Here is a 22,548-nt window from a genome sequence, read left to right as displayed (position 1 = left end):
AATTAAGGAGATAATGGCTTGAGCGAAGAGGATATCAAGGATGCGGCAGTAGATGCTGCAGAAGAAGAGAAAAGTGAATATGACAAGCTTGCAGATTTTGTGGATCTGGAGGATTTAAGCAGTCTCATGGGCGAAGACGATTTTGCCGATCTGGATGATCTTGGGGATATTTCCGATCTTGATCTGAATGGGGATGAGGAGGATATTCCGGCTGACATGACAGAGAAGCTGCCGGAACAGCAGCCCTTGGTGACAGATGAGGTGCCGGAACAATACAATCAGGCAGAGACAGTGGAGAAAGCACAGGTGACGGAAGAGCCTGAGGCATCACTTGATGATCTGGTGGGAGATTTCTTAAATGATCTGGATGCTGCAGGAGGTGTGGCGGAGCCTGAGAGTAATGATATCGCGCCGGACAGTAAAGAGGATGAGGTCTCTTTGCAGGACAGCATTCCGGATGATCTGGAATCACTGCTGGCATTCGATTCCCTCGACACTGAGGAGGATGATGGAGCCGGAGATTCCGGAGAGGTCGATATTTCACAGGCTAAGGAGGATGAGATGCCGGTTGCCGGGACAATACAGGACGCGGCAGAGAGCCTGGGCGAGACGCGGAATGAATCAGAGTCCGCAGAGGATGATATGCAGGCTGCAATGGATGCCCTTTTAGCACCGAAGACAGCAGGCACGGAAGTGACAGACGCACTTGTTGAACCGGAGGCGGATGAGCCAAAACCGGAAGCGGCGGATATGCTTGTGGAGCCTGAGCAGAATGAGACTGTGCCGGAGGTGGCGGATGCACTGGTAGAACCGGAGCAGGATGAGACCCGGGCGGAGGTAGCAGATGCACTTGTAGAGCCTGAGGAGGAGACCTTCAGTCTGGATGACATTCTGGCACTCGACGAGGATGGAATGGACAATCCGGATGATGACATGCAGGCATTGCTGGAAGGACTTGGCGGCAGTGATATTCCGGAGGAGCTTTCTGAGGTACAGGAAGTGACGAAGAAACCGGGACTGTTGAAGCGTCTGTTTGGCAATGTTGTTACGGATGAGATTGCGGAAGCTGAGCTTGCCGAGCGAGCCAGAGAACAGGAAGAAGAGGCAGCCAGGAAGGAAGCGGCAGAGGCAGCTAAAGAGGAGAAAAAGGCAGCAAAAGCGGCGAAGGCAGAGGAGAAAGCGGAAGCTAAGAAAGCAAAGGCGGAAGAAAAGGAATTAAAGAAAGCGGCAAAAGAGGAAGAGAAGGCAGCCAAAAAGGCAGAGAAGGAAGCAAAGAAAGCCGAAGAGGATGCGGAGGCTGAATTAGAGGTTACCGGCAAGCTGAATAAAGTCGGTGTTTCCATTGTAGTGATCCTGGCGGCAATGTTTCTTGCAGCAGAGATTTCCGGAACGAAGATCTTCAGCTACCGTTCAACGATCAAGGAGGCAACGAGCTTCTTTGATGCCGGAAAATATACCGATGCATATCAGGAGATTCTTGGTACGGACATGAAGAAATCGGATCAGGAGACATACGATAAGATCGTCACAGTGATGAAGGTGCAGCGGGCGCTCAATTCCTATGAGAATTATGATAATATGAAGTATTATCCGGATGCACTCAATGCATTGCTGGTAGGTCTGAAGAAGTACGATGAGAATCTTGATACTGCCAAGAGTCTTGAGGTGGAGGAGGATCTTGATTCCTGCAGGGACAAGATCGTAACACTGCTTGATGAGGAGTATGGTTTGTCAGAGTCGCAGGCAAGGGAGCTTCTTGTTCTGGATAAGACTTCCTACACGGATAAGGTGGTTGCGATCGCCATGAAGAAGCAGTCATAACATAATGAGTCCCCAAGGACTCATATTAGGAGTTTCTTAGAAACTCCGTCATGCGCAGAAATCGTGCGCAGATATATGACATAGCAACAGCCCGGTGGGGGATTCCACCGGGCTGTTGCTATATATGTTCGTATTTATTCGTCATGAGAAACTATGATTTTCGCGGAAAACTTCGATCACCGCCAGTGCCGGTCTTAGTTGCCGGAAGCACCCTCATAGACTGCCTCGGTCGTACATTCGATACCGAGCTTTTTGAACGTGTTGTTATCGATCGCGGAAAGGATTGCCGACACATGAAGCTGGCAGCCGGACAGCTTTGGAAGCTGCTCGAGAGCAAGCTTGGCTTTCGGATCAGAAACAGCGCACATGGACAGTGCGATCAGCACTTCATCGGTGTGAAGACGCGGATTGCGGCTTCCGAGATAACCGGTCTTAAGCTGCTGGATCGGCTCGATAAAGGTGCGGGAAATCAGATGTTCTTTCTTGTCAATATTGCCAAGAACCTTGATCGCATTCAGAAGAACGGCAGAAGCAGGTCCAAGCAGATCAGAGGTTGATCCGGTTACGATCGATCCGTCCGGAAGCTCCAGTGCTGCAGCAGCGGAGCCGTTCTCGCGGGCAAGATCATTGGCGGCAGGTACGACAATGCGGTCGTTGACCGTGATCTTAGCCTGCTTCATGATCAACTCCTGCTTGTAAATCTCGTCATTCGTTGCCTCATCCTTGACAAAACGGTTCAGGGACTGATAGTAGCGGCGGATGATCTCCTGACGGGAGGCTTCCCGGCAGGCTTCATCGTCGATGATACAATTGCCTGCCATATTCACGCCCATATCGGTCGGAGACTTGTACGGACAATGACCGTAGATCCTCTCAAACATAGCGGCAAGTACCGGATAGATCTCAATGTCACGGTTATAGTTGACGGTCGTTTCGCCGTATGCCTCCAGATGAAATGGATCGATCATATTGACATCGTTGAGATCGGCAGTCGCCGCTTCATATGCCAGATTGACCGGGTGCTTTAACGGTATATTCCAGATTGGGAAGGTCTCAAACTTCGCATATCCGGCTTTGATACCGTTCTTATTCTCATGGTAGAGCTGGGAAAGACAGGTTGCCATTTTGCCGCTGCCTGGTCCCGGAGCCGTTACAATCACAAGCGGACGTGTCGTTTCAATGTAGTCGTTCTTACCATAACCTTCATCACTGACGATCGTATCGATGTTGTTTGGGTAGCCCTCAATCGAATAATGATGGTAAACGTGAATACCGATCGCTTCTAGCTTCTTCTGGAACAGATCCGCCGATGGCTGACCGGCATAGCGGGTGATCACGACACTGCTCACATAGAGTCCCTTCTGCTGATAGACCTTGATCAGGCGAAGTACGTCCTGATCATAGGTGATACCAAGATCGTGACGGATCTTATTGCGCTCAATATCGGCAGCATTGATGGAGATGATCATCTCTGCCTGATCGGCGAGCTGCAAAAGCATCTGAAGCTTACTGTCCGGTGCAAATCCCGGAAGTACGCGGGAGGCATGATAATCATCCAAAAGCTTTCCGCCAAACTCCAGATATAATTTATCACCAAATTGTGCAATCCGTTCACGGATATGTGCAGACTGCATAGACAGGTATTTATCATTGTCGAAGCCAATACGTTTCATTGAGAATCTCCTTTGTGTATTATTCATATATATATATCCTTTAAAATCGTAAGTGCCACATATGAGGATACCACATTGCGAAGAAAAAATACAGTATATTTACAGGGATTTCTTCAAAAAAAGAAGATGTGCGAAGCGGTGGATTTGTGGTAAGATAGCATTATCAATAAACAGAACAAAATGTGTTTCGAGACCGGAAAGGGGTGACTTAAATGGAGTGGATCTATCCGATCCTTGGAAAGCAAAAGTGTCTGCCGTTTTATCTGTCCGGTGTCGGTGTTGCGGAGCCGGAATATCATGTAAGGCGGGAGGAAGGTCTGGTATCGCACCAGCTTTTATATACCAAAAGCGGAAAAGGTCATCTGCTCGTTGGCGGAGGAAGCTATGAACTGGAGCCGGGAAGCCTGTTTTATCTTGGACCGGGCATACCGCATGAATATTATCCGTTGAAGGACGGGGAGTGGACCACCTGCTGGGTGGTTTTTCGTGGAGAATACCTGACAGCACTGCTAAAAGGGCTGGGGTTTGAAGGCTTTGTTTACGACAAAAATATCGTCAATGAGAAAATAGAAAATATATTCTACCAGATACTTAAGGCGGCAATGGATCCAATCCATGGAGATGAGCGCTGCTCCATGCTTCTGTACGAATATATTATGAATATCCGTCAGGCACTTCAGGAGAATCAAAAGTATGGAGGTCATGGGGCGAAGGATATCCTGCGCCGGGCGGTCGTGTATATCAATGAAAATTATGCGGATGACATTACCCTGGAGGAGCTGGCGGGGATGAGTGGTGTGACCAAACAGCATTTCTGCCGCGTGTTCAAGGAGCAGATGCGGATGCGCCCGATGGAATATCTTGCCAGACGCCGCATGGCGGTTGCCCGTAATATGCTGCTCACCACAGAAGAAAGCATTGCGCAGATCGGCGAGGCAGTGGGATATGACAATCCGACCTATTTTGGAATGGTGTTTAAGAAATATGAAGGTATTGCGCCGACAGACTGTAGAAAGAGACATGGCACAAGCCTGACATGGTAGCCATGTCTTTTTCTTTTTATTAAAGTAGAGCTTATTTTGAAAAAACAAATCATGAGAAAAATGTTCATATTACTGGGATGTCATAATTATTTCAGATTGTCAAATAGGTAATGAAATACTTATAATACAGACAGTAACAACACTTTATACATCATCGGTAAGGAGGAGTAAATAGTGAGAAAATTATTGAAAAAGGCAGGAGTTTGCTTGCTGAGTCTTTCTATGGTACTGACAAGTAATGTCGGGGTCAGTGCGGCAGGCATTTCATCAAAGAAAGGGGCAGCAGTGGACACGAAGACAGGAAGCATTGTGATTGATGGTAATGATATCAAGGCAGACAATGTGAATGGACTTACTTACAAGGGATTTGGTATGCTGAGTGCCAATTCGACCAGTGATCTGTTGATGGATTATAAGTCGCAGAATCCGGAAAAATATGCAGAGCTGATGCAGTATCTGTTTGGCGGAAAGTATCCGATCTTTACGCATGTGAAGCTGGAGATGGGTAATGACCGCAACAATTCAACCGGTGCAGAGAGCGCTACGATGAGAACGAAGGGCGAGAAAGCCAATGTTCTTCGTAATCCGGGCTGGCAGCTTGCAGCAGATGCCAAGAAGATCAATCCGGATCTGAAGGTCAGCATCTTACGCTGGCGTACACCGGCGTGGGTGAAGAAGGATGAGGACCGGTACATCTGGTATAAGCAGAGTATTCTTGCCGCTTATGAGAAGTACGGTTATATGGTTGATTACATTAATCCGAATGTGAACGAAGCGTGGAGCGGTGCCGGCGATGTGAAATATACCAAGAAGTTTGCAAAATGGATCGCTGCAGAGAGTACAGCAACCATCAAGGATGAGAAGGCTCTGGAGCTTTTCAAAAAGATCAAGCTGGTTGTTTCTGACGAGGCAAACGTAGTCAGCGATTCCGTTGCAGAGACAATGAAGAGCGATCAGGAATTTATGGATGCTGTGGATGTTGTCGGTTATCATTATAAGACGGCAGATGACAATAACGGTGGAATGAAGTGGCTTGCCGAGGTCGTTGACAAGGAAGTATGGAACAGCGAGGAGCAGGCAACCTTTTCCAATTCCGCCTTCCGTCCGGCGACAACCGATAAGGCTCCGACCGTAGCAGGTACCGGTATTGGCGGTTCCGGAAGTGCACTTGAAATGGGCAATACCGTGATCAAGAGCTTCGTAGAGTCACGCCGCGGACATGTGATCTATCAGCCGGCGATCGGTGCTTTCTATGAGGGTGCACAGTATTCCTTCAAGGAGCTGGTCAGCGCAAGAGATCCATGGTCCGGCTGGATGCATTATGATGCAGGTCTTCTTGTTCTGGCACATATCAGCAAGTTCGCGGTGACAGGATGGGAGAACGAAGACAACACAGCAGGCATCTGGCGTGGTGTTCCATCCGCAAGTAAGGCATCCGCTTATCAGGGAACAAGCAGTAATGCAGTCGATGGTCGTGCCGGCGGAGAGAACTACATGACACTGGCTGCACCGACAAAGGATAACTTCTCAACTGTGATCGTCAATGACAGCGAGTATCCGATGACCTACACTCTTCAGATGAAGAACATGAAGTTAGCGGCTGATCAGAAATTAGAGCTCTGGGAGACAAGAGCTGCCGATGACGGTGCATTTAACGAAAACTATATGAAATGCATTCAGGAGCTTTCTGCCGATGAGAATGGAGTTTATTCCTTCGAGGTAAAACCAAACTCGGCAGTAACCGTTACTTCTCTTGACGTATCCGACAGCGAGGAGCACACAAAGGCAATGCCGGTAGAGGGCGAGCGTACCGTACTCGACACCGATGCGACCGGTGATGTACAGAATGTTGACGATGGATATTTATATGCAGATGATTTTGAGTATACCGGTAAGACAGTGCCTGTTCTTGACGGAAAGGGCGGCTTCACCGGAGAGACAGAGGATTACATCGAATCCCGTGGAGGACAGAAGGGTGCAATGGCACGTTACACGCACACCTTAAACGGTGCATTTGAGGTATATAAGAGCGGCAACGGCAACCATGTGCTGCGCCAGCAGGTGGATAAGCAGTCTACCGGCGTGGGAACAGCATGGAACAGTGGTGATCCTGTGACGCTGATCGGTGACTACCGCTGGACAAACTACACCGCATCCATTGATGCATTGTTTGAGCGTGAGGCAGAGAAGCAGTATGCACAGATCGGTATCCGTGAGACAGGAAGAACACAGAATCTTTCCAACTGTGCCGGATATTCATTGAAGGTAAACGATGACGGTACATGGATCCTGTACCGCGCAAAAATGGGTATCACTTCCACAAAGGCAACAGAGCTTCTGACAGGCTCCGTTGATGTAAAGCAGGTAACACCGGGGACATGGTTCCAGCTTAAGCTTCGCGGCGAGGGCAATGTTATTAAGGCATATATCAACGACGTGCTTGTTGCAACCTATGAGGATAGCAATCCGATCACCTCAGGTCGTGTAGCGATCGGTAGCGGCAACACGTATACAAGATTTGATAATCTTGCCGTAACAAAGATCAAGGGTTATGCGCCATATTACAATGAGTATCTTGATAACATGGAGACCTATGATCTGACACCGGAGAAGAATACAAAGCTGATCTACAACAACAGATGGTCTCTTACCTGTGCAAATCAGGGAATGTTCACTTATCAGAGAAGTGCTGCCTACAGCACGGGAACAGGCGCAAAGCTTACTTATACCTTTAAGGGAACAGGTCTTGAGCTGTTAGGCTACAATAAGGCAGATGCAGGAACATTAAATGTAACTGTGGATGGCGAGAGCTATGCAAAGGGAGCGAAGCTTTGGGATGCAGACAATATGTGTACGGCATATCAGATCAACGGTCTTGAGGATACAGAGCATACGGTATCCATTGAGGTTGCAAGCGGCGGTCTTGCTGTAGATGCAGTAGCAGTCATCGGTTCCGTATATAACGGAGAGGAAGTAACGACGACTCCGAAGGTTGGAACAGAAACAGGACTTCCGGAGGAAGAGCTCCCGACAGAGCTGACCGAAAATGTAGTACCTAATATTGAAACACCGAGTCCGGCACCAAGCCAGGAGCCGGAGCAGTCAGCAGCACCATCACAGAAGCCTGCACCAAGTCCTGCGGCAACAGCAGTGCCATCGACAGCACCATCACAGGATCAGCCTGCAGCTCCTGCTGCATCTTCCGTTCGGAAGGGATACAGCTTTACGGCACAGGGAATGACCTATGTGGTGACAGATGTAGCGAAAAAGACCGTGTCACTTAAGGCACCGGCAAGCAAGAAGCTTAAGACGGCAGCAGTACCGGCAATGGTTAAGACGACTGCAGACGGAACAACCTATTCCTTCCGTGTGACAGCGATTTCCGATAAGGCGTTCGCAGGCTGCAGTGCGCTGAAGAAGATCACGATCGGCAAGAATGTAACCTCCATCGGAAAGGAAGCATTTGCAAAGGATAAAGCCTTAAAGAAGATCGTGATCAAGTCCACCGGGCTTACAAAGGTTGGTAAGAATGCAGTCAAGGGCATTTCCGCAAAGGCAAAGATTTCCTGTGGAAAGAATGTAAAGGCTTACAAGAAGCTCTTTACCGCCAAAACAGGTTATAAGAAATCAATGAAGATCGGAAAATAAAAAGACTGTGAAATAACAGAATCCGATTGGAAAATAAGATATTACGACAGGTCTGGAATGACGAAATTCCAGACCTGTTTTTTGATATAAAATGTGCAGATATATGATATCATTCTGAATATTTGGCATATATCACGTTTGTGTCATAGATCTGCCATAATTTGCTTGCAGAATGAATTTAATACATTTATAGTATCATGTAAGGGAAAGCAGTTGGGGATTTTTACAGAAGAGGAGGTACTTTATGAAAATGAAATGGAAAAGAATCACGTTTGTACTGGCACTTGCGATGACATTTGCCATGGGAGGGATGACCGGAAAAGCCATGGCGGCTGATCTGGTGGTCAACGAGCAGAATTTCCCATCAGAATGGCTTAGAAATCTGATGAAGACGCCGCTTTACGATGTGAATGGAGACGGAATCCTGTCGGAGAAGGAGATTCAGAACATAACCTGTCTTACGAATGCGTCTTGCAAGCTGAAAGGAAAAGATACGCTGGCGGTATCACCATTATACAGCGATTATTTGTATTACGATAAGATTATATCCGGCAATGATCTGACCGGGAAGGAGCTTGTCGATACCAGAGGACTGGAACATCTGACTGCATGTCAGAAGCTTGCACTGGCGGGAGTGTCCTGCAACAAGCTGGTGATCGATCATATGCCGCAGTCATTGCAGGAAATATATCTGACCGACTCCGTGATCGATACGCTGCAGGTGTCCGGAGAAGGCTTAGACAGGCTTTCCTTCCCTGGATTTTATGAGGGAGATCTCAGCACAGGCTGGGGACCATATTATGTGGAAACAGAATATGGTGTAGAAGAGGTTGCACGGGTGGCATCCGGTGTGGCTGTGACAAAGGTAAATCATCTGGATGTATCCGGCTGCACGGGACTGCGTGGCTTATATTGCGACTCGCCGACTTTGGATACACTGGATGTCAGTAAGAATACAGAGCTGCTTACGCTGCAGTGTAACGGTAATCAGTTAAGAGGATTGGATCTTAGCCAGAACAAAAAGCTGACCAATCTGGGGTGTGGATATAATCAATTGACACAGCTTGATCTCAGTCAGAATACACAGCTTGAGATAGTCAACTGTTCGTTTAATCAGCTTACAACGTTAAACATCCGTCAGAATAAAGGACTGATGGCATTGGATGCCTCTTTTAACCAGCTGTTACAGCTCGATATCAGCCGACACCCATCGTTAAGCAGTGTAATGTGCGGTAATAACAAGCTGACAAAGCTGATCTGCACCACGAAAAGTCCGGTGACTTTGCTGGATGTACATAAAAATAGTCTAAAGACACTCAATCTGTCTAAAATGACAAAGCTGCGTAATCTTCAGGCTGCCGGGAACCGTTTGAAAAGGCTTGATCTGCGTCGGAATAAAAACTTATTATGGCTTTCCTGCCGCAACAACAAGATTACAAAGCTTACTCTGCCGGATGCTGATATCTGGAGCAAAGGATACAATGAGCAGCTTTCCAGTGAATCAAACTATTATAGAAGTCTTTTTGATGGCAATCCAATCCGGGTGGCAGACCTGTCACAGAGCAGAAATTTCAAAAACATTCATAAGAAAAATGTCATCAATCTGATGAACGGAAAATATTTCTGGTGGTATGATCTCGAGACCGGAAGATATATCCGCAGGGAAACGAAGAAACCGGTTGAAAAGATCATTGCCAGCAAAAAGCTTGCCGTAAAGGATCGTAACTGGCTTAAACGACAGGCAAAAAAGTATGGTGTAAAGGTGGTATATCGATAAAATACGGGGAAAGGAATCTGGTAGTGGCAGATTGCCAGGGGAAATGGATCAATGAGCGAAACTATTTTAGAGGTAAATAATATTCACAAGAGCTACACCACGGGAAAAGAATCGTTTGAGGCTCTGCGCGGAGTGTCCTTATCGCTGGAGCAGGGGGAAATGCTCGCAGTCATGGGAAGCAGCGGCTCCGGCAAGAGTACGCTGTTACATATCCTCGGAGCGATGGATGCAGCCGATGAAGGAGAAATCCGGCTGAATGGGGAGCTTCGAAAAGATTACGGGACAGAGCCGGCGGCGACCAGGATCCGTGCAGAACAGATCGGATTTATCTTTCAGGATTTTAATCTGATCCAGGATCTGACGGTAGAGGAGAATGTGGCACTGCCTCTGATGCTTGCCGGGGAAAAGAATCGTGTCATCTGGGAGAAGACAGATCAGATGTTGGAGAAGGTGGGAATCCTCGATAAGAAAAAGAATGCTGTCACAGAGCTTTCCGGTGGACAGCGTCAGCGTGTTGCCATAGCGAGGGCGTTGATCACGGAACCAAAGCTGTTGTTAGCGGATGAACCTACCGGCAATCTCGATTACAATACCTCGATTGAGATCATGCAGCTTTTTCTCGAGCTGCAGCAGGAGAAGGATCACAGCATTATCATTGTGACGCATGATGCCATGGTGGCAGCATATACCGACCGCATTCTGTTTTTGCATGACGGACTGGTTCGTGATGAGTATCGTTGTCAGAAAAACGGGAATGATATGGACCGGATTGTTGATAAATTTAAGATGTTGTCCCTGAAGAAAGGGCGAATCGGGCGAAATGTGTAGAAGAAAAACAGATAAAAGGAAAAACGGAACTGGCAAAGGAAAAGGGGACAAAATGAGAAGCGGCAAAAGAAAAATGTTTCGAATGGGAATGACATTTCTCTGGAAGAGTAAGATGCTTACTTTTTCTGCTTTTTTAAGCATTTTTGTGGCATGTTTTCTCAGTATAAGCATGTTCCAGTTATCTTCTAATGTGGAAACCTCGATTGTAGCAGGATTGGAAGCGAAAAAGGGTGTGTTTGATCTTAAAATCACAAAAGATGAGGGGGAAACTTTTCAGAATGAGGAATTAAAGGAACTGGAACAGGATAAGGATGTGACGGGATATAGCATAGGATATCAGACCGATGAATTGTCAGAAGCATTTGCGGCAGGTGTATCAGATGATGCGATAAATAAGAGTCTTTACAAGTATACCAAAGACGTGAGCGGAAATCGTATCGTTATCAACGATTCTTTGGCGAGGCGGGACAACAAATCAACAGGAGATTCTTATCTCATTGCCGGAAAGAAGTTTCAGATCATCGAAGTGATAAAGACGGTTTCGGGATCAGATTATACGATGCCTATGGTGGTCATGGAATTGTCGCAGCTTCATCAGTTACTGGGACATAATGATCCTGCGCATGTCAATTATATCCTGCTTCAATGTGATAAAGAGGCATTTGAAAATGTAGATTATGGTGGAGGGATCGTTCATCGTATTAAGAAACAGTATCCAGATTTCGTGGTGTCAGACCAAGGTGCAGGTGAGGATTATTATGCCCTGCTTCGTAATATCAAAAAGATATTCCGGATATTTTTCGTTGTCGTTTATATGATCAGCGGTCTGTTTGTTGCGAATATTTTTCTGGAATACATTCGAAAATACAGAAAAGATATGGCAGTGATCCGGACAATAGGGGGAACGCAGGAACAGGTTCAAACGATTTTTTCATCGATGTCTTTTGTAATCAGTGGCTGTGCGTGTCTTGCCGGGGCGATGTTTAGTGCCCTGGTTTCCGGTATTACATTAAACTGGTTTAATGAAAAGGTGCAGTTATTTGAAGGCAGTGCCGCCATAAATTGGAAAATGTTATGGTTCATCGCTGTGTTTGTGTTTGTACTGTTTAACGTACTTATCGGTATCGTTTTTTCTTTCGGTCAAAATGTGCTGCCAATACAGGTGTTTGAAGAGACATCCTCCGGCTTAAAAAAGAGCAGCAAAGCACATCGTTTTCAGCTTGTGAGAAAAATGTTTGGAAAAGAAATGTATTTTGCAATGAAGTTCATGTCGTCAAAGCTTCGCCAGAATTTTATGATGATAGTAATTATTGCTTTGATCACGGCACTTGCATATACAGGGCAGGCGTCCTTGAAGTTGTTGAAGGCAAACGATAACTGGTATAACTATAATCTTGTACAGGGAAAAACGGCAAAAGCAGAGATCTATAATGATAAGCCGATGTCTGTTTCTTATGCGAAAAAGATATATCATCGTTTTCAACCGGTGATCGGCAAAGGTTACATGCTGTATGGGACATTTGGCTTAAACTCAGAGGATGAATATGATTCGGATCTGAATCGCTTCAAGGTGTCGGATTTAGAGACATTGCCGCAGCTTTTAAATGTAAGTATCTGGAAAAATTATAAGACTGTACCGAAAACAAAGAGAGTGGTTATGAATGAAACGGTTGCCTCCCAATGTGGATATCAGCTTGGAGATAAAGTAACGTTGGAGTCGGACTATTTTGGTGGCAGCCGGGACTTCGTTTTAGTGGAGCTCATCAATGGAAAAACCAATTGGAATGACGAATACAATATCATTGTAGACTGGGATAATCTGAGTGAAAAAGCAGCTTCAGAGGACAACACGGACAGAGATTACATAGGATTGTGGCTCGATGGCGACAAGGAGCTGATACGGGATAAAATTCAGGAGCTGCAGATCGAACTGGGAAGTGATACCTCCTTTGAATGGTGCATTTATGATGATGTTATGGAAGAGTCAGTACGCATATGCAGGCAATGGACGACCAGTCTGCATGTTGTTCTGGTTATGCTGCTTATTGTGTCAGGAATCGGTTTGCTTAATTCTGCAAATGGAATGCTGTTAGCCAAGGAAAAAGAATACCGGATCTTACGAATGTTAGGAGAAACAAAAAAGAGTGTTCATAAGATCTGTTGGTTTCAGGTTTGGAGTTATATGCTTTCGGGCGTTGTTTTAGGTGCACTTCTTGGAATGATAATCGTTTATGGTATTTGGAAAGGCAATGTTATTACCAATACGCCGATCACGGTTGAATGGGAGTATTTAATTGGGATTGTCATGTATTTGTTTGGAGTGTCGTTTGTGTTATATCCCACTGTCAGGAAAATGTGATAGAAGATAAGTTTGAGTAAATAAGATGATTTGGCTTCTGATCAGGAGATCATACATTTTGATTATTCCAGAGTCACATTTGCGGATTGTAACAAAAAGGAGTTTTTATCGTCAGATTTTCCGGGTGTGTCTTTGAAATTTCAGTGGGATTTTGCAGAGAATAAAATGAAAAAGGTAAAATCGAAAGACGATATCCGTGATAAGGACAATGTGATGGAAATAAGACGTCTTAAAAATGCTGAAAAGGATTATCATTTTATAGACAAGAAGTATATATTTCTTTGATGGATATATTTGGAAGCGAAGAGAAACATATCTAAAGCATATAGTAAGTTTTTGGTTTTGTTTTTAAACTATTTTACAAGGAGGGTTTTGGTTGAAAATTGTAAAAATATAAAGAGAATATGTATGAAATCAAGATGGATTGCGCAACTGTTTATTGTATGTTTTATAATTGGATTGTTTGTGTTGGCTATGAATTACAATAGCTATGTTTTAATAAAGTTTTCTTCTCAGCTGTTTGAAATGGATTTGCCAGAGGGTGTTCATGTCATAGAGAAATATAAGGTTAAAGGGAAGTTGAATGGAAACGGGAATGGATTTTTTTGCTTGTATTTTAGTTAAGACGGAGCGTTCACAAGAGGAACTCCGTGATTGTTTGAATAATCAAAAATTTATTCCAGCAAAAAATCATGAAATTGTAGAGACAGAAGTGATAAAATTACAGAGTATTCAATTAAAAACAAAGTATGTAGAGCATGAAGAAATAGAGTTTGGGACTTTAAAAAACGAAGTTAATTTTAATGATTATTATGTTTTAATAATATATGATGGCGGATATTCTGCTGATTTTGATATTTCGGGGCATTAGTGATAACTGAAGGTGTATATCTGTGGTATTAACCTTGTCAACTTGGAAAGTAAAAATGAGAAACCGTTCCATTTAGGTCATGTAGCACAGCAGATATTAGTAACAGATTAAAAGCAGGAGCAGTAGATATAAAAAATAGTGATCCCCTTATACCTATCTGACGAATGCCTAAAATAACGTAATCCCATAAAATTGAATATTAAAATGGAAGTCGTTTGAAGGGATAAGTAATCATACAGGCACCAGTGTTTTGTTTCTGTACAGAGCAGGCACTGGTGTCTTGTTGTCAGTATCAAAAGCGGAAACGATGTTAATTCCATCATGCGGGACATGATGTCTGTTTTATTGGAAGGAGCTCTTGACGAAGAGCTTAATGAAGAACTGGGGTATTCCAAATATGATTACCGCAATAAAGAGACCGATAACAGCCGGAATGGATATTCCAAGAAAACAATGCATACCAGTTATGGAGATATGGACGTTGCAATCCAAAGTCTCAGATTATGAAGTTTTATGATTTGGTAAGAAAAAAAAGAAACGAGCAAGCCGCATGAGCAATAGCTGTACGGTAGTAAACTTCGTTTCTTTCTAACATCTATAATATAGGCAAAAGTATTGTTTGTCAAAAAAAAATGGAAAGCAAAAAGAAATAGTAACAATTAAATGAGCCATTGTGGAGAGTCCATCTTCATGGCGGTTTTGTTGCTATAAAAAAGGCAAAGACAATAGAAAAAGTAAAAGGATTTGGTCCCGGAAGGTATAGATTTGTGGACTTACAAGATTAGGATAAAACCTCACCTGTAATAACCATATCGACAACCCTCCCCGTATGTGGTACACTTTTACCATACAAAACAACGACAACAGAGGTGATATACAACAATGATAGCTATAATCGATTATGACGCCGGCAATCTGAAGAGTGTGGAGAAGGCTTTGCTTTTCCTTGGACAGGAGTGTGTTGTGACAAGAGATCCGGAGACGATCCTTGGAGCAGATAAGGTGATCCTTCCGGGGGTTGGTGCATTTGGCGATGCCATGGAGAAGCTTCACCGGTTCGGACTGGTGGATGTGATCCGTCAGGTGACAGCGGCAGGAACGCCGTTTTTGGGAATTTGTCTGGGATTGCAGCTTTTGTTCCGTAGCAGTGATGAGTCTCCGGGAGTGGAGGGACTTGGTGTTCTGGACGGAGAGATTGTTTCTATTCCTCCGAAGGAGGGTTATAAGATTCCACATATGGGATGGAATTCTTTGAAGATCCGGGAAGGTGCCGGATTGTTTCAGGGCATTGGTCAGGATCCGTATGTGTATTTCGTGCATTCCTATTATCTGAAGGCGGATCATCCGGAGGATGTGGCTGCGACAACAGAGTATATTGTACCGATTCATGCATCGGTGGAGCATGGTAATGTGTTTGCGTGCCAGTTCCATCCGGAGAAAAGCGGAGATATCGGTCTGCAGATCTTGAAGAATTTCTGTGATCTGTAGTGCAGCAGGAACTTCGACGGATAGTGCGGATTGCGGCGATGCTGCGGATTGCAGCATTGTTATGTGGCTTTCGCAGTACCGCATCGTTACAGAGAGAATACATCATAGGAAATGACGGAGGGATGCCGTTTGACGGCACCGGAATGGAGGATATATGTTTACAAAGAGAGTAATCCCATGTCTTGATGTGCATGAAGGACGTGTGGTGAAGGGCGTGAATTTTGTTGATCTGCGTGATGCCGGTGATCCGGTTGAGGTTGGTGCTGCTTATGGAAGAGAAGGCGCTGACGAGCTGGTCTTTCTTGATATTACGGCATCCTCTGATGCCAGAGCAACGAAGATTGATATGGTGCGCAGGGTGGCTGAGACGGTGTTTATTCCGTTTACGGTAGGCGGCGGTATCCGCACGGTAGACGATTTTAAGGTGATCCTTCGCGAGGGCGCTGATAAGGTTTCTGTCAATACGGCGGCGATCATGAATCCGACGCTGATCTCGGAGGCGGCACTCAAGTTTGGAAGCCAGTGTGTTGTTGTTGCGATTGATGCCAAGCGCAGAGCAGATGGAAGCGGCTGGAATATTTACAAGAACGGTGGAAGAGTGGACATGGGCATTGATGCCGTGGAGTGGGCCATGAAAGCAGCAGAGCTTGGTGCCGGAGAGATTCTTCTGACGAGTATGGATTGTGACGGAACGAAGGCAGGCTACGACAATGAGCTGACGAGGATCATTTCCGATAATGTGCCGGTTCCGGTGATCGCATCCGGTGGAGCGGGGAAGCTGGAGCATTTTAAGGATGCATTTACGGAGGGACACGCAGAGGCAGTGCTTGCCGCATCGTTATTTCATTATAAGGAGCTGACGATCCGTCAGGTGAAGGAATATCTGCGCGATGAGGGCATTTCCGTGCGTTTATAAGAAAGAAGGACAAAGAGATGGCAATGATTACAAATGACTGGCTGGATGCGATTCAGGCGAATTTGCCAAGCCATATTACAGAGATCTGTTTCATTTTGTAAAGGACGAATACAGCAGGGCGGTGATCTATCCGCCGGCAGACGATATATTTAATGCATTTCATTTTACACCGTTGTCTAAGGTGAAGGTGCTGATCCTCGGACAGGATCCGTACCACAACGTACATCAGGCGCACGGACTTTCGTTTTCGGTGCCGGTGGATCAGAAGGAAATCCCACCGTCACTGCAGAATATTTACAAGGAGCTTCACGATGATCTGGGCTGTGATATTCCCAACAACGGATATCTTAAAAAGTGGGCAGATCAGGGAGTTCTGTTGCTGAACACGGTGCTGACGGTGCGGGCGCATCAGGCGGCTTCCCACCAGGGAAAGGGCTGGGAGCGGTTTACGGATGCAGTGATCCAGGCAGTCAATGCGCAGGATCGTCCGATTGTCTATATGCTGTGGGGCAGACCGGCACAGAGCAAGATCCCGATGCTGACGAATCCGAAGCATCTGATCTTAAAGGCACCTCATCCGAGTCCATTGTCTGCATATCGTGGATTTTTCGGCTGCAAGCATTTCAGTCAGGCAAATGATTTTCTGAAGGCCAATGGAGTGGAGCCGATCGACTGGCAGATTGATAATGTATAGAAGAGTATCATAAAAGGGTCACCTCATTGTGGGGTGACCCTTTTTTGATAGTGCGGATACCGTGCATCTATTGATCAGAAATGATTACAAACATCCGGCACCGCGGCACCGCAATTTCGTTATTCTGATTTCATGGATCCGAAAATTACAGCTTCTCAGCGATATCGTAGATCAGTCGCTCAGACTCATCCCAGCCAAGGCAGGCATCTGTGATTGATTTACCGTAGATGTGTTCGGAAATCTTCTGATTGCCCGGCTCGATGTAGCTCTCCACCATAACACCCTTGACAAGCTTCTTAATGTCGTTGGATACGTTACGGCTGTGAAGAACCTCAGAAACGATACGAGGCTGCTCAAAATACTGCTTGTTGGAGTTTGCATGGTTTGCATCAACAATGCAGGCAGGGTTTTTCAGATCCAGCTCCTGATACATCTCATTTAACAGTACCAGATCCTCGTAGTGGTAGTTTGGCATAGACTGGTCATGCTTGTTGACAGCACCACGCAGAATAGTATGTGCCAGAGGATTTCCGTCTGTTTTCACTTCCCACTGACGGTACATAAATGTGTGGCTGCTCTGTGCAGCGATGCAGGAGTTAAGCATGATGCTTAAGGTACCGCTGGTAGGGTTCTTCATACCACATGGGATATCGAAACCGCTGACAGTGAGACGATGCTGCTGATCCTCTACAGAACGTGCACCGACTGCAACATAAGAGAGAATATCAGAGATATATGGCCAGTTCTCAGGATAAAGCATCTCATCTGCTGCAAACAGATGTGTCTCAGCGATCGCACGCAGATGCATTTTACGCATTGCGATGATACCATCGTGAAGATCCGGTTCCTTCTCCGGATCCGGCTGATGAACAATTCCTTTGTAGCCCTGTCCTGTTGTACGTGGCTTGTTGGTATAGATACGAGGGATGATCAGGATCTTATCAGATACCTTATCCTGTACCTTTGCGAGACGGTTTATATAATCACAGACAGAATCTTCGTTATCTGCGGAACATGGTCCGATGATCACTAAAAATTTATCAGATTCTCCGGTAAAGACCTTTTTGATCTCGGCATCGCGTGCCTCTTTTAACTTCTTGTGCTCTGCCGGAAGTGGGTATGCTTCCAGTAGTTCCTCCGGTGACATTACTTCTTTTACGTAGGTTACACCCATCTTTATCCTCATTTCTGTGCTGCGGATCTAGTAAGAAGCTGTTTCATGCAGCACTACAAAACAGCCGTTTTCCGATGTGGGTAAAATACTCACAGTTTTTTATTATAACCATAAAATATGAAAATGGGTAGGGGGTAAATGAAAAAATTGTCATTTTTCCTGTGATTTGCCGTGTTAATCCTCCATAATGATAACGCCGGAATGATACTCATCCGGGATCAGGCAGCCGGTTTTATGAGAAAGAACCTGACGGTAAAGATCGGCGGCGAGGAAATCAATCTTCAGATAATCCGTGGCGCATGAATAAGGAGAGGATGCTACCTGAGCCCACGCATTTGCAGGCTTTGTGATGATCGGAACCTCTGTGATGCGGCGCAGATAACTGCTCTTGGAGCGGCGCATGCCGAGCAGACGCAGATACGGAACCGGCTGCATCGTACCACTGCAGACAGTGCTTGGAATCTCTAGCAGCAACTGGAACAGACAGCGGCTGATCCGGGCGTAAGTGATATTCTTTCTCTTTAAAGAAGGATAAAGGAATCAGCATCTTTATAGGAAGCAAGCTCCTTTTCGATGCGGTTTGCAAGTTCCGTGCTGATATCGCCGTAACCGACCAGCGTGCCGTTCCGGCAGGCGCGGCGCAGGGCATAATAGAGCAGCAGATCAAAATCAGACAGACTGATTCCGAAGCGGTCAGGATGCCCGGCAAGCAGTTCGTATACCTCCTCAGGCATGGCGTCGGCACACTTTTCTAAGGAGGAAGCCCTCTCATAAGAATGGCGTATTGCGGAAGCTGAGGAGAATGCATCCGGTATGATATCCGTGTTATGGTAATCTTGTCCGGAGCGAAGCAGTGGAAACGGCGTCATCTCGCTGTGCAGACGGCGCACGGCCTTCAGATATTCCAGTGAGAGGATATTGTTGGCACCGGATAGAAATTCTGCCGGAAGCGCCGGAAGGCACTGACGGAGTGCGTATGCTCTGGCGGCGGGATAAGATGCACCGTTTTTTAACTGCGCCTGCAGGGCGGTTCGGAATGCCTCCGGCTCCTCAACCAGCAGATCAGCCGTTTCTTCTAATAAAGAAAGCTCCGGTGTCTCACACCCAAAACAAAAGCTGTCCAGCTTCAGTGCATTTAGAAGAGATATCCCGCCGAAAGCGAAATTTTCTGCACTTGACAGACAGTAGACGGAGGGAAGTTCAAAGACAAGATCGGCGCCCTGGGAGAGTGCCATGCGGGTACGCAGATATTTGTCGGTCCAGGCAGGGGCTCCACGCTGGACGAAATTGCCACTCATTGCCACGGCGATCACTTCGGCACCCTGGGAACGGACATAGTCAAGCTGATGGCGGTGACCGTTATGAAACGGATTGTATTCTGCGATGATACCGGTAAAATTTCTCATAAAGCGCTCCTTTCCGGACAGATAAATGCGTCACGGCTCTTTGCGTACCAGTATACCACAGTTGCGGTATAAAATGCATCAGCGGTATTTTTGATACTATGTACTAGACAAAAAAGAGCGAATCCATTATACTTGAATTAATTGGGTGATTTTGTACTTATGCCATAGCTCTAGGGTAGAAATGGAGGATATCATGAAGTTTATTGACGAGATTAAAGCAAGAGCAAAACAGGATGTTAAGACAATCGTATTGCCGGAAAGCCGCGACAAAAGAACACTGATCGCAGCGGCTCAGGTATTGAAGGAAGGCACGGCTAAAATTGTCATGGTTGGGGATGAAGAGAAGATCAGAGACGGTGCTCACTGGCTCGATGTTGAGTTAGACGGCATCTCTGTTGTAAATCCGGAAACGTCTCCGAAGCTGGACGAGTATGTAAATCTTCTGTACGAGCTTCGTAAGAAAAAGGGAATGACATTAGAATCTGCAAGAGAACAGCTTTTAAATAATTATATAATGTTTGGTGTTATGATGGTAAAATGCAAAGACGCAGACGGTATGGTGGCAGGCTGCTGTCATGCAACGGCTGATGTGCTTCGTCCATCACTGCAGATCCTTAAGACAGCACCGGGCACAGAGCTGGTATCCGGTTTCTTTATTCTGGATGTACCGAACTGTGAGTATGGAGCAAACGGAACCTTCCTGTTCGCAGACTGCGGACTGAATCAGGATCCGAATTCCGAGGAGATGGCAGCAATCGCACACTCCAGCTCCAAGAGCTTCCGTAATCTGGTGGGCGGTGATCCGATCATCGCAATGCTTTCCCATTCTACCAAGGGAAGCGCAAAGCATCCTCTGGTGGACAAGGTGGTTGAGGCAACCAGAATTGCACATGAGAAGTATCCGCAGCTTGTGATCGACGGAGAGCTTCAGACAGACGCAGCGATCGTGCCGGAGGTAGCAAAGTCAAAGGCACCGGGAAGTGATGTTGCCGGTAAGGCAAACGTTTTGGTATTCCCGAATCTGGACTGTGGTAATATTTCCTATAAGCTGGTTCAGCGTCTGGCAAAGGCAGAGGCATACGGACCGATGCTGCAGGGACTGTCAAGCCCTGTTAATGACCTGTCCCGTGGATGCTCCGCAGAGGACATCACAGGTGTTATCGCGCTGACTGCCGTACAGGCACAGCTTCAGTAAAGCAAAAAACACAGAGTATCCGGTATGCCCGGAAGTACATGTGATCCGGAGGGTCATTGTGTGCTTCCGGGCAGACTGTGTTATTTGTGCAGGTACAATGTGGTGTGTCTTAGATATAGAGAGCCTTCGTTGTACAGGTGTATAGATTATATGTTATATGGAGGAAATGAGTCATGAAAATACTTGTAGTAAACTGTGGAAGTTCATCTCTGAAGTATCAGCTGATCGATTCTGCAACAGAGGAAGTAAGTGCTTCCGGACAGTGTGAGAGAATTGGTCTTGACGGAATCTTTTCGATCAAGGTCAATGGAAAGAAGATTGAGAAAGAAGTTGATATTCCGAATCATTCTGTAGGAATGAAGACAGTTTTAGATGCTCTTGTTGATCCGGAGCATGCCGTGTTAAAGTCTCTGGATGAGATTGAGGCGATTGGACACCGCGTGGTACATGGTGGTGAGAAGTTCTCCTCTTCTGTACTGATCGATGAGGAAGTGATCCGTGAGATCGACGAATGCAGCGCACTGGCACCTTTACATAACCCAGCCAACATCCTTGGTATCCGTGCATGCCAGAAGATCATGCCGGGTGTGCCGAATGTTGCAGTGTTTGATACGGCATTCCATCAGACCATGCCGGCAAAGGCATATTTATATGGTATTCCGAAGGAGTATTATGAGAAATACGGAATCCGTCGTTACGGCTTCCATGGAACAAGCCATGCGTTTGTTTCCGAGAGACTGGCTGAGCTTGCAGGACTCGACATCAACAATTCTAAGATGATCATCTGCCACATCGGAAGCGGAGCAAGTATTTCCGCTGTTGTCAATGGAAAGTCTGTAGATACAAGTATGGGCATGACTCCGTTAGAAGGTCTTGTTATGGGAACCCGTTCCGGAGATATTGATCCGGCGATCGTTGAGTTCATTTGTAATAAGGAAGGAAAGAGTGTAAGTGAGGTTCTGACCATGTTAAATAAGAAGTCCGGTGTACTTGGAATCTCCGGTCTGTCCAATGATTACAGAGATCTCTTAGAGGGTGAAGAAAACGGCAATCAGGATGCACACAATGCGTTAGACGTTTTGGTTTACCGCATCATCAAATATATCGGTGCTTATCATGTGGCAATCGGTGGAGCTGATGCGATCGCATTGACAGCCGGTGCCGGTGAGAACAACTTTGTGGTACGTGGCCGCATTGTTGAGGGACTTTCCGCTCTCGGTATCAAGCTGAATGAGGCAGCCAATACCGTAAGAGGAGAAGAGCTTCTTCTTTCTACTCCGGACAGTACAATTCCTGTATGGGTTGTTCCTACCAATGAGGAGCTTCGCATTGCCAGAGAAACAGCCGCAGTTGTTGAAAAATAATGGTTGACAAACAATAACGCAATTGATATAATCGAGAAAGTGTTGTAAAAAGTAAGTAGGATAACAGTAGGAGGTGTAAGAAAATGTCTATCTGTCCAAAGAATAAATCTTCTAAGGGAAGAAGAGATCGTAGAAGAGCTAATTGGAAAATGACTGCTCCAAATCTTGTAAAGTGCAGCAAGTGTGGCGCTCTGATGATGCCACATAGAGTATGCAAGGCATGCGGAAGCTACAACAAGAAAGAGATTCTTGCAAACGCAGAATAATTTCATTTTCACGAACATAAAGAGG

At 46.0% G+C, this 22,548-nt stretch carries 18 protein-coding genes and 1 pseudogene; 15 read left to right on the top strand and 4 right to left on the bottom strand.

Annotated features, from left to right (window positions below):
• Positions 1-18 precede the first annotated feature (18 nt).
• Entirely contained in the window at positions 19-1,821 is a 1,803-nt protein-coding gene (locus DXA20_RS07595; protein ID WP_118559856.1) for a hypothetical protein, read from the top strand.
• A 194-nt stretch (positions 1,822-2,015) separates the two neighbouring features.
• On the opposite strand, the gene DXA20_RS07590 is transcribed toward DXA20_RS07595, so the two are convergent.
• Positions 2,016-3,494: a DUF1846 domain-containing protein gene (locus DXA20_RS07590; protein ID WP_118559855.1), complete on the bottom strand. Its 1,479-nt coding sequence runs from the start codon at positions 3,492-3,494 to the stop codon at positions 2,016-2,018.
• Between the two features lie 212 nt (positions 3,495-3,706).
• On the opposite strand from DXA20_RS07590, the gene DXA20_RS07585 reads away from it, so the two are divergent.
• The 11 genes and pseudogenes from DXA20_RS07585 (at position 3,707) to ung (ending at position 17,118) form a co-directional block, all read left to right on the top strand.
• On the top strand, positions 3,707-4,537 hold the full coding sequence (locus tag DXA20_RS07585) for an AraC family transcriptional regulator (protein WP_118559854.1): 831 nt from the start codon (positions 3,707-3,709) through the stop codon (positions 4,535-4,537).
• A gap of 174 nt (positions 4,538-4,711) precedes the next feature.
• Positions 4,712-8,185: a leucine-rich repeat protein gene (locus DXA20_RS07580; RefSeq protein ID WP_118559853.1), complete on the top strand. Its 3,474-nt coding sequence runs from the start codon at positions 4,712-4,714 to the stop codon at positions 8,183-8,185.
• 244 nt (positions 8,186-8,429) lie between these two features.
• The gene (locus DXA20_RS07575) at positions 8,430-9,962 is read left to right on the top strand and encodes a leucine-rich repeat domain-containing protein (RefSeq protein WP_118559852.1); all 1,533 of its coding nucleotides are present in this window, start codon (positions 8,430-8,432) and stop codon (positions 9,960-9,962) included.
• Between the two features lie 51 nt (positions 9,963-10,013).
• A complete protein-coding gene (locus DXA20_RS07570) occupies positions 10,014-10,790 on the top strand; it encodes an ABC transporter ATP-binding protein (RefSeq protein WP_118559851.1) in 777 nt (258 codons plus the stop codon).
• Between the two features lie 52 nt (positions 10,791-10,842).
• On the top strand, positions 10,843-13,149 hold the full coding sequence (locus DXA20_RS07565) for an ABC transporter permease (protein WP_158577164.1): 2,307 nt from the start codon (positions 10,843-10,845) through the stop codon (positions 13,147-13,149).
• Positions 13,150-13,179: 30 nt separating this feature from the next.
• Positions 13,180-13,434, top strand: a complete 255-nt coding sequence (locus tag DXA20_RS07560) for a hypothetical protein (RefSeq protein WP_118559849.1) — start codon at positions 13,180-13,182, stop codon at positions 13,432-13,434.
• A gap of 298 nt (positions 13,435-13,732) precedes the next feature.
• A complete protein-coding gene (locus DXA20_RS07555) occupies positions 13,733-14,020 on the top strand; it encodes a hypothetical protein (RefSeq protein ID WP_118559848.1) in 288 nt (95 codons plus the stop codon).
• Positions 14,021-14,311: 291 nt separating this feature from the next.
• A pseudogene (locus DXA20_RS07550) lies at positions 14,312-14,509 on the top strand (transposase); the annotation flags it as partial.
• Between the two features lie 393 nt (positions 14,510-14,902).
• A complete protein-coding gene (hisH, locus tag DXA20_RS07545) occupies positions 14,903-15,508 on the top strand; it encodes an imidazole glycerol phosphate synthase subunit HisH (RefSeq protein ID WP_118559847.1) in 606 nt (201 codons plus the stop codon).
• Between the two features lie 154 nt (positions 15,509-15,662).
• Positions 15,663-16,424, top strand: a complete 762-nt coding sequence (gene hisF / locus DXA20_RS07540; RefSeq protein ID WP_118559846.1) for an imidazole glycerol phosphate synthase subunit HisF — start codon at positions 15,663-15,665, stop codon at positions 16,422-16,424.
• A 37-nt stretch (positions 16,425-16,461) separates the two neighbouring features.
• Positions 16,462-17,118 (top strand): uracil-DNA glycosylase, encoded by a 657-nt coding sequence (gene ung, locus DXA20_RS07535; RefSeq protein ID WP_330420693.1) that lies wholly within the window; start codon positions 16,462-16,464, stop codon positions 17,116-17,118.
• Positions 17,119-17,263: 145 nt separating this feature from the next.
• On the opposite strand, the gene DXA20_RS07530 is transcribed toward ung, so the two are convergent.
• The 3 genes from DXA20_RS07530 to DXA20_RS07520 form a co-directional block, all read right to left on the bottom strand.
• A complete protein-coding gene (locus DXA20_RS07530; protein WP_022306666.1) occupies positions 17,264-18,292 on the bottom strand; it encodes a 3-deoxy-7-phosphoheptulonate synthase in 1,029 nt (342 codons plus the stop codon).
• Between the two features lie 174 nt (positions 18,293-18,466).
• Complete coding sequence (locus tag DXA20_RS17145; protein ID WP_279222360.1) at positions 18,467-18,766, bottom strand: nucleotidyltransferase family protein; 300 nt, start codon at positions 18,764-18,766, stop codon at positions 18,467-18,469.
• Positions 18,767-18,813: 47 nt separating this feature from the next.
• Complete coding sequence (locus DXA20_RS07520) at positions 18,814-19,698, bottom strand: tRNA(Met) cytidine acetate ligase (protein WP_118559844.1); 885 nt, start codon at positions 19,696-19,698, stop codon at positions 18,814-18,816.
• 193 nt (positions 19,699-19,891) lie between these two features.
• On the opposite strand from DXA20_RS07520, the gene pta reads away from it, so the two are divergent.
• The 3 genes from pta (at position 19,892) to rpmF (ending at position 22,523) form a co-directional block, all read left to right on the top strand.
• Positions 19,892-20,893 (top strand): phosphate acetyltransferase, encoded by a 1,002-nt coding sequence (gene pta / locus DXA20_RS07515; RefSeq protein WP_022306664.1) that lies wholly within the window; start codon positions 19,892-19,894, stop codon positions 20,891-20,893.
• Between the two features lie 173 nt (positions 20,894-21,066).
• Complete coding sequence (locus DXA20_RS07510; RefSeq protein ID WP_118559843.1) at positions 21,067-22,257, top strand: acetate/propionate family kinase; 1,191 nt, start codon at positions 21,067-21,069, stop codon at positions 22,255-22,257.
• 83 nt (positions 22,258-22,340) lie between these two features.
• Positions 22,341-22,523, top strand: a complete 183-nt coding sequence (gene rpmF, locus DXA20_RS07505; RefSeq protein WP_022306662.1) for a 50S ribosomal protein L32 — start codon at positions 22,341-22,343, stop codon at positions 22,521-22,523.
• The last annotated feature ends 25 nt before the right edge of the window (positions 22,524-22,548 follow it).

The sequence above is a fragment of the Roseburia sp. AM59-24XD genome (genome assembly GCF_003478445.1).
Taxonomy (GTDB): Bacteria; Bacillota; Clostridia; order Lachnospirales; family Lachnospiraceae; genus Jutongia.
This window is presented reverse-complemented; position numbering and strand designations above follow the sequence as displayed.

Bases quoted from the DNA above. Each gene is read 5' to 3' on its own strand.
- DXA20_RS07590 (WP_118559855.1), bottom strand. From the start codon at position 3,494: ATGAAACGTATTGGCTTCGACAATGATAAATACCTGTCTATGCAGTCT.
- DXA20_RS07585 (WP_118559854.1), top strand. From the start codon at position 3,707: ATGGAGTGGATCTATCCGATCCTTGGAAAGCAAAAGTGTCTGCCGTTT.
- DXA20_RS07575 (WP_118559852.1), top strand. From the start codon at position 8,430: ATGAAAATGAAATGGAAAAGAATCACGTTTGTACTGGCACTTGCGATG.
- DXA20_RS07570 (WP_118559851.1), top strand. From the start codon at position 10,014: ATGAGCGAAACTATTTTAGAGGTAAATAATATTCACAAGAGCTACACC.
- DXA20_RS07565 (WP_158577164.1), top strand. From the start codon at position 10,843: ATGAGAAGCGGCAAAAGAAAAATGTTTCGAATGGGAATGACATTTCTC.
- DXA20_RS07555 (WP_118559848.1), top strand. From the start codon at position 13,733: ATGGAAACGGGAATGGATTTTTTTGCTTGTATTTTAGTTAAGACGGAG.
- hisH (WP_118559847.1), top strand. From the start codon at position 14,903: ATGATAGCTATAATCGATTATGACGCCGGCAATCTGAAGAGTGTGGAG.
- hisF (WP_118559846.1), top strand. From the start codon at position 15,663: ATGTTTACAAAGAGAGTAATCCCATGTCTTGATGTGCATGAAGGACGT.
- DXA20_RS07530 (WP_022306666.1), bottom strand. From the start codon at position 18,292: ATGGGTGTAACCTACGTAAAAGAAGTAATGTCACCGGAGGAACTACTG.
- DXA20_RS07520 (WP_118559844.1), bottom strand. From the start codon at position 19,698: ATGAGAAATTTTACCGGTATCATCGCAGAATACAATCCGTTTCATAAC.
- pta (WP_022306664.1), top strand. From the start codon at position 19,892: ATGAAGTTTATTGACGAGATTAAAGCAAGAGCAAAACAGGATGTTAAG.
- DXA20_RS07510 (WP_118559843.1), top strand. From the start codon at position 21,067: ATGAAAATACTTGTAGTAAACTGTGGAAGTTCATCTCTGAAGTATCAG.
- rpmF (WP_022306662.1), top strand. From the start codon at position 22,341: ATGTCTATCTGTCCAAAGAATAAATCTTCTAAGGGAAGAAGAGATCGT.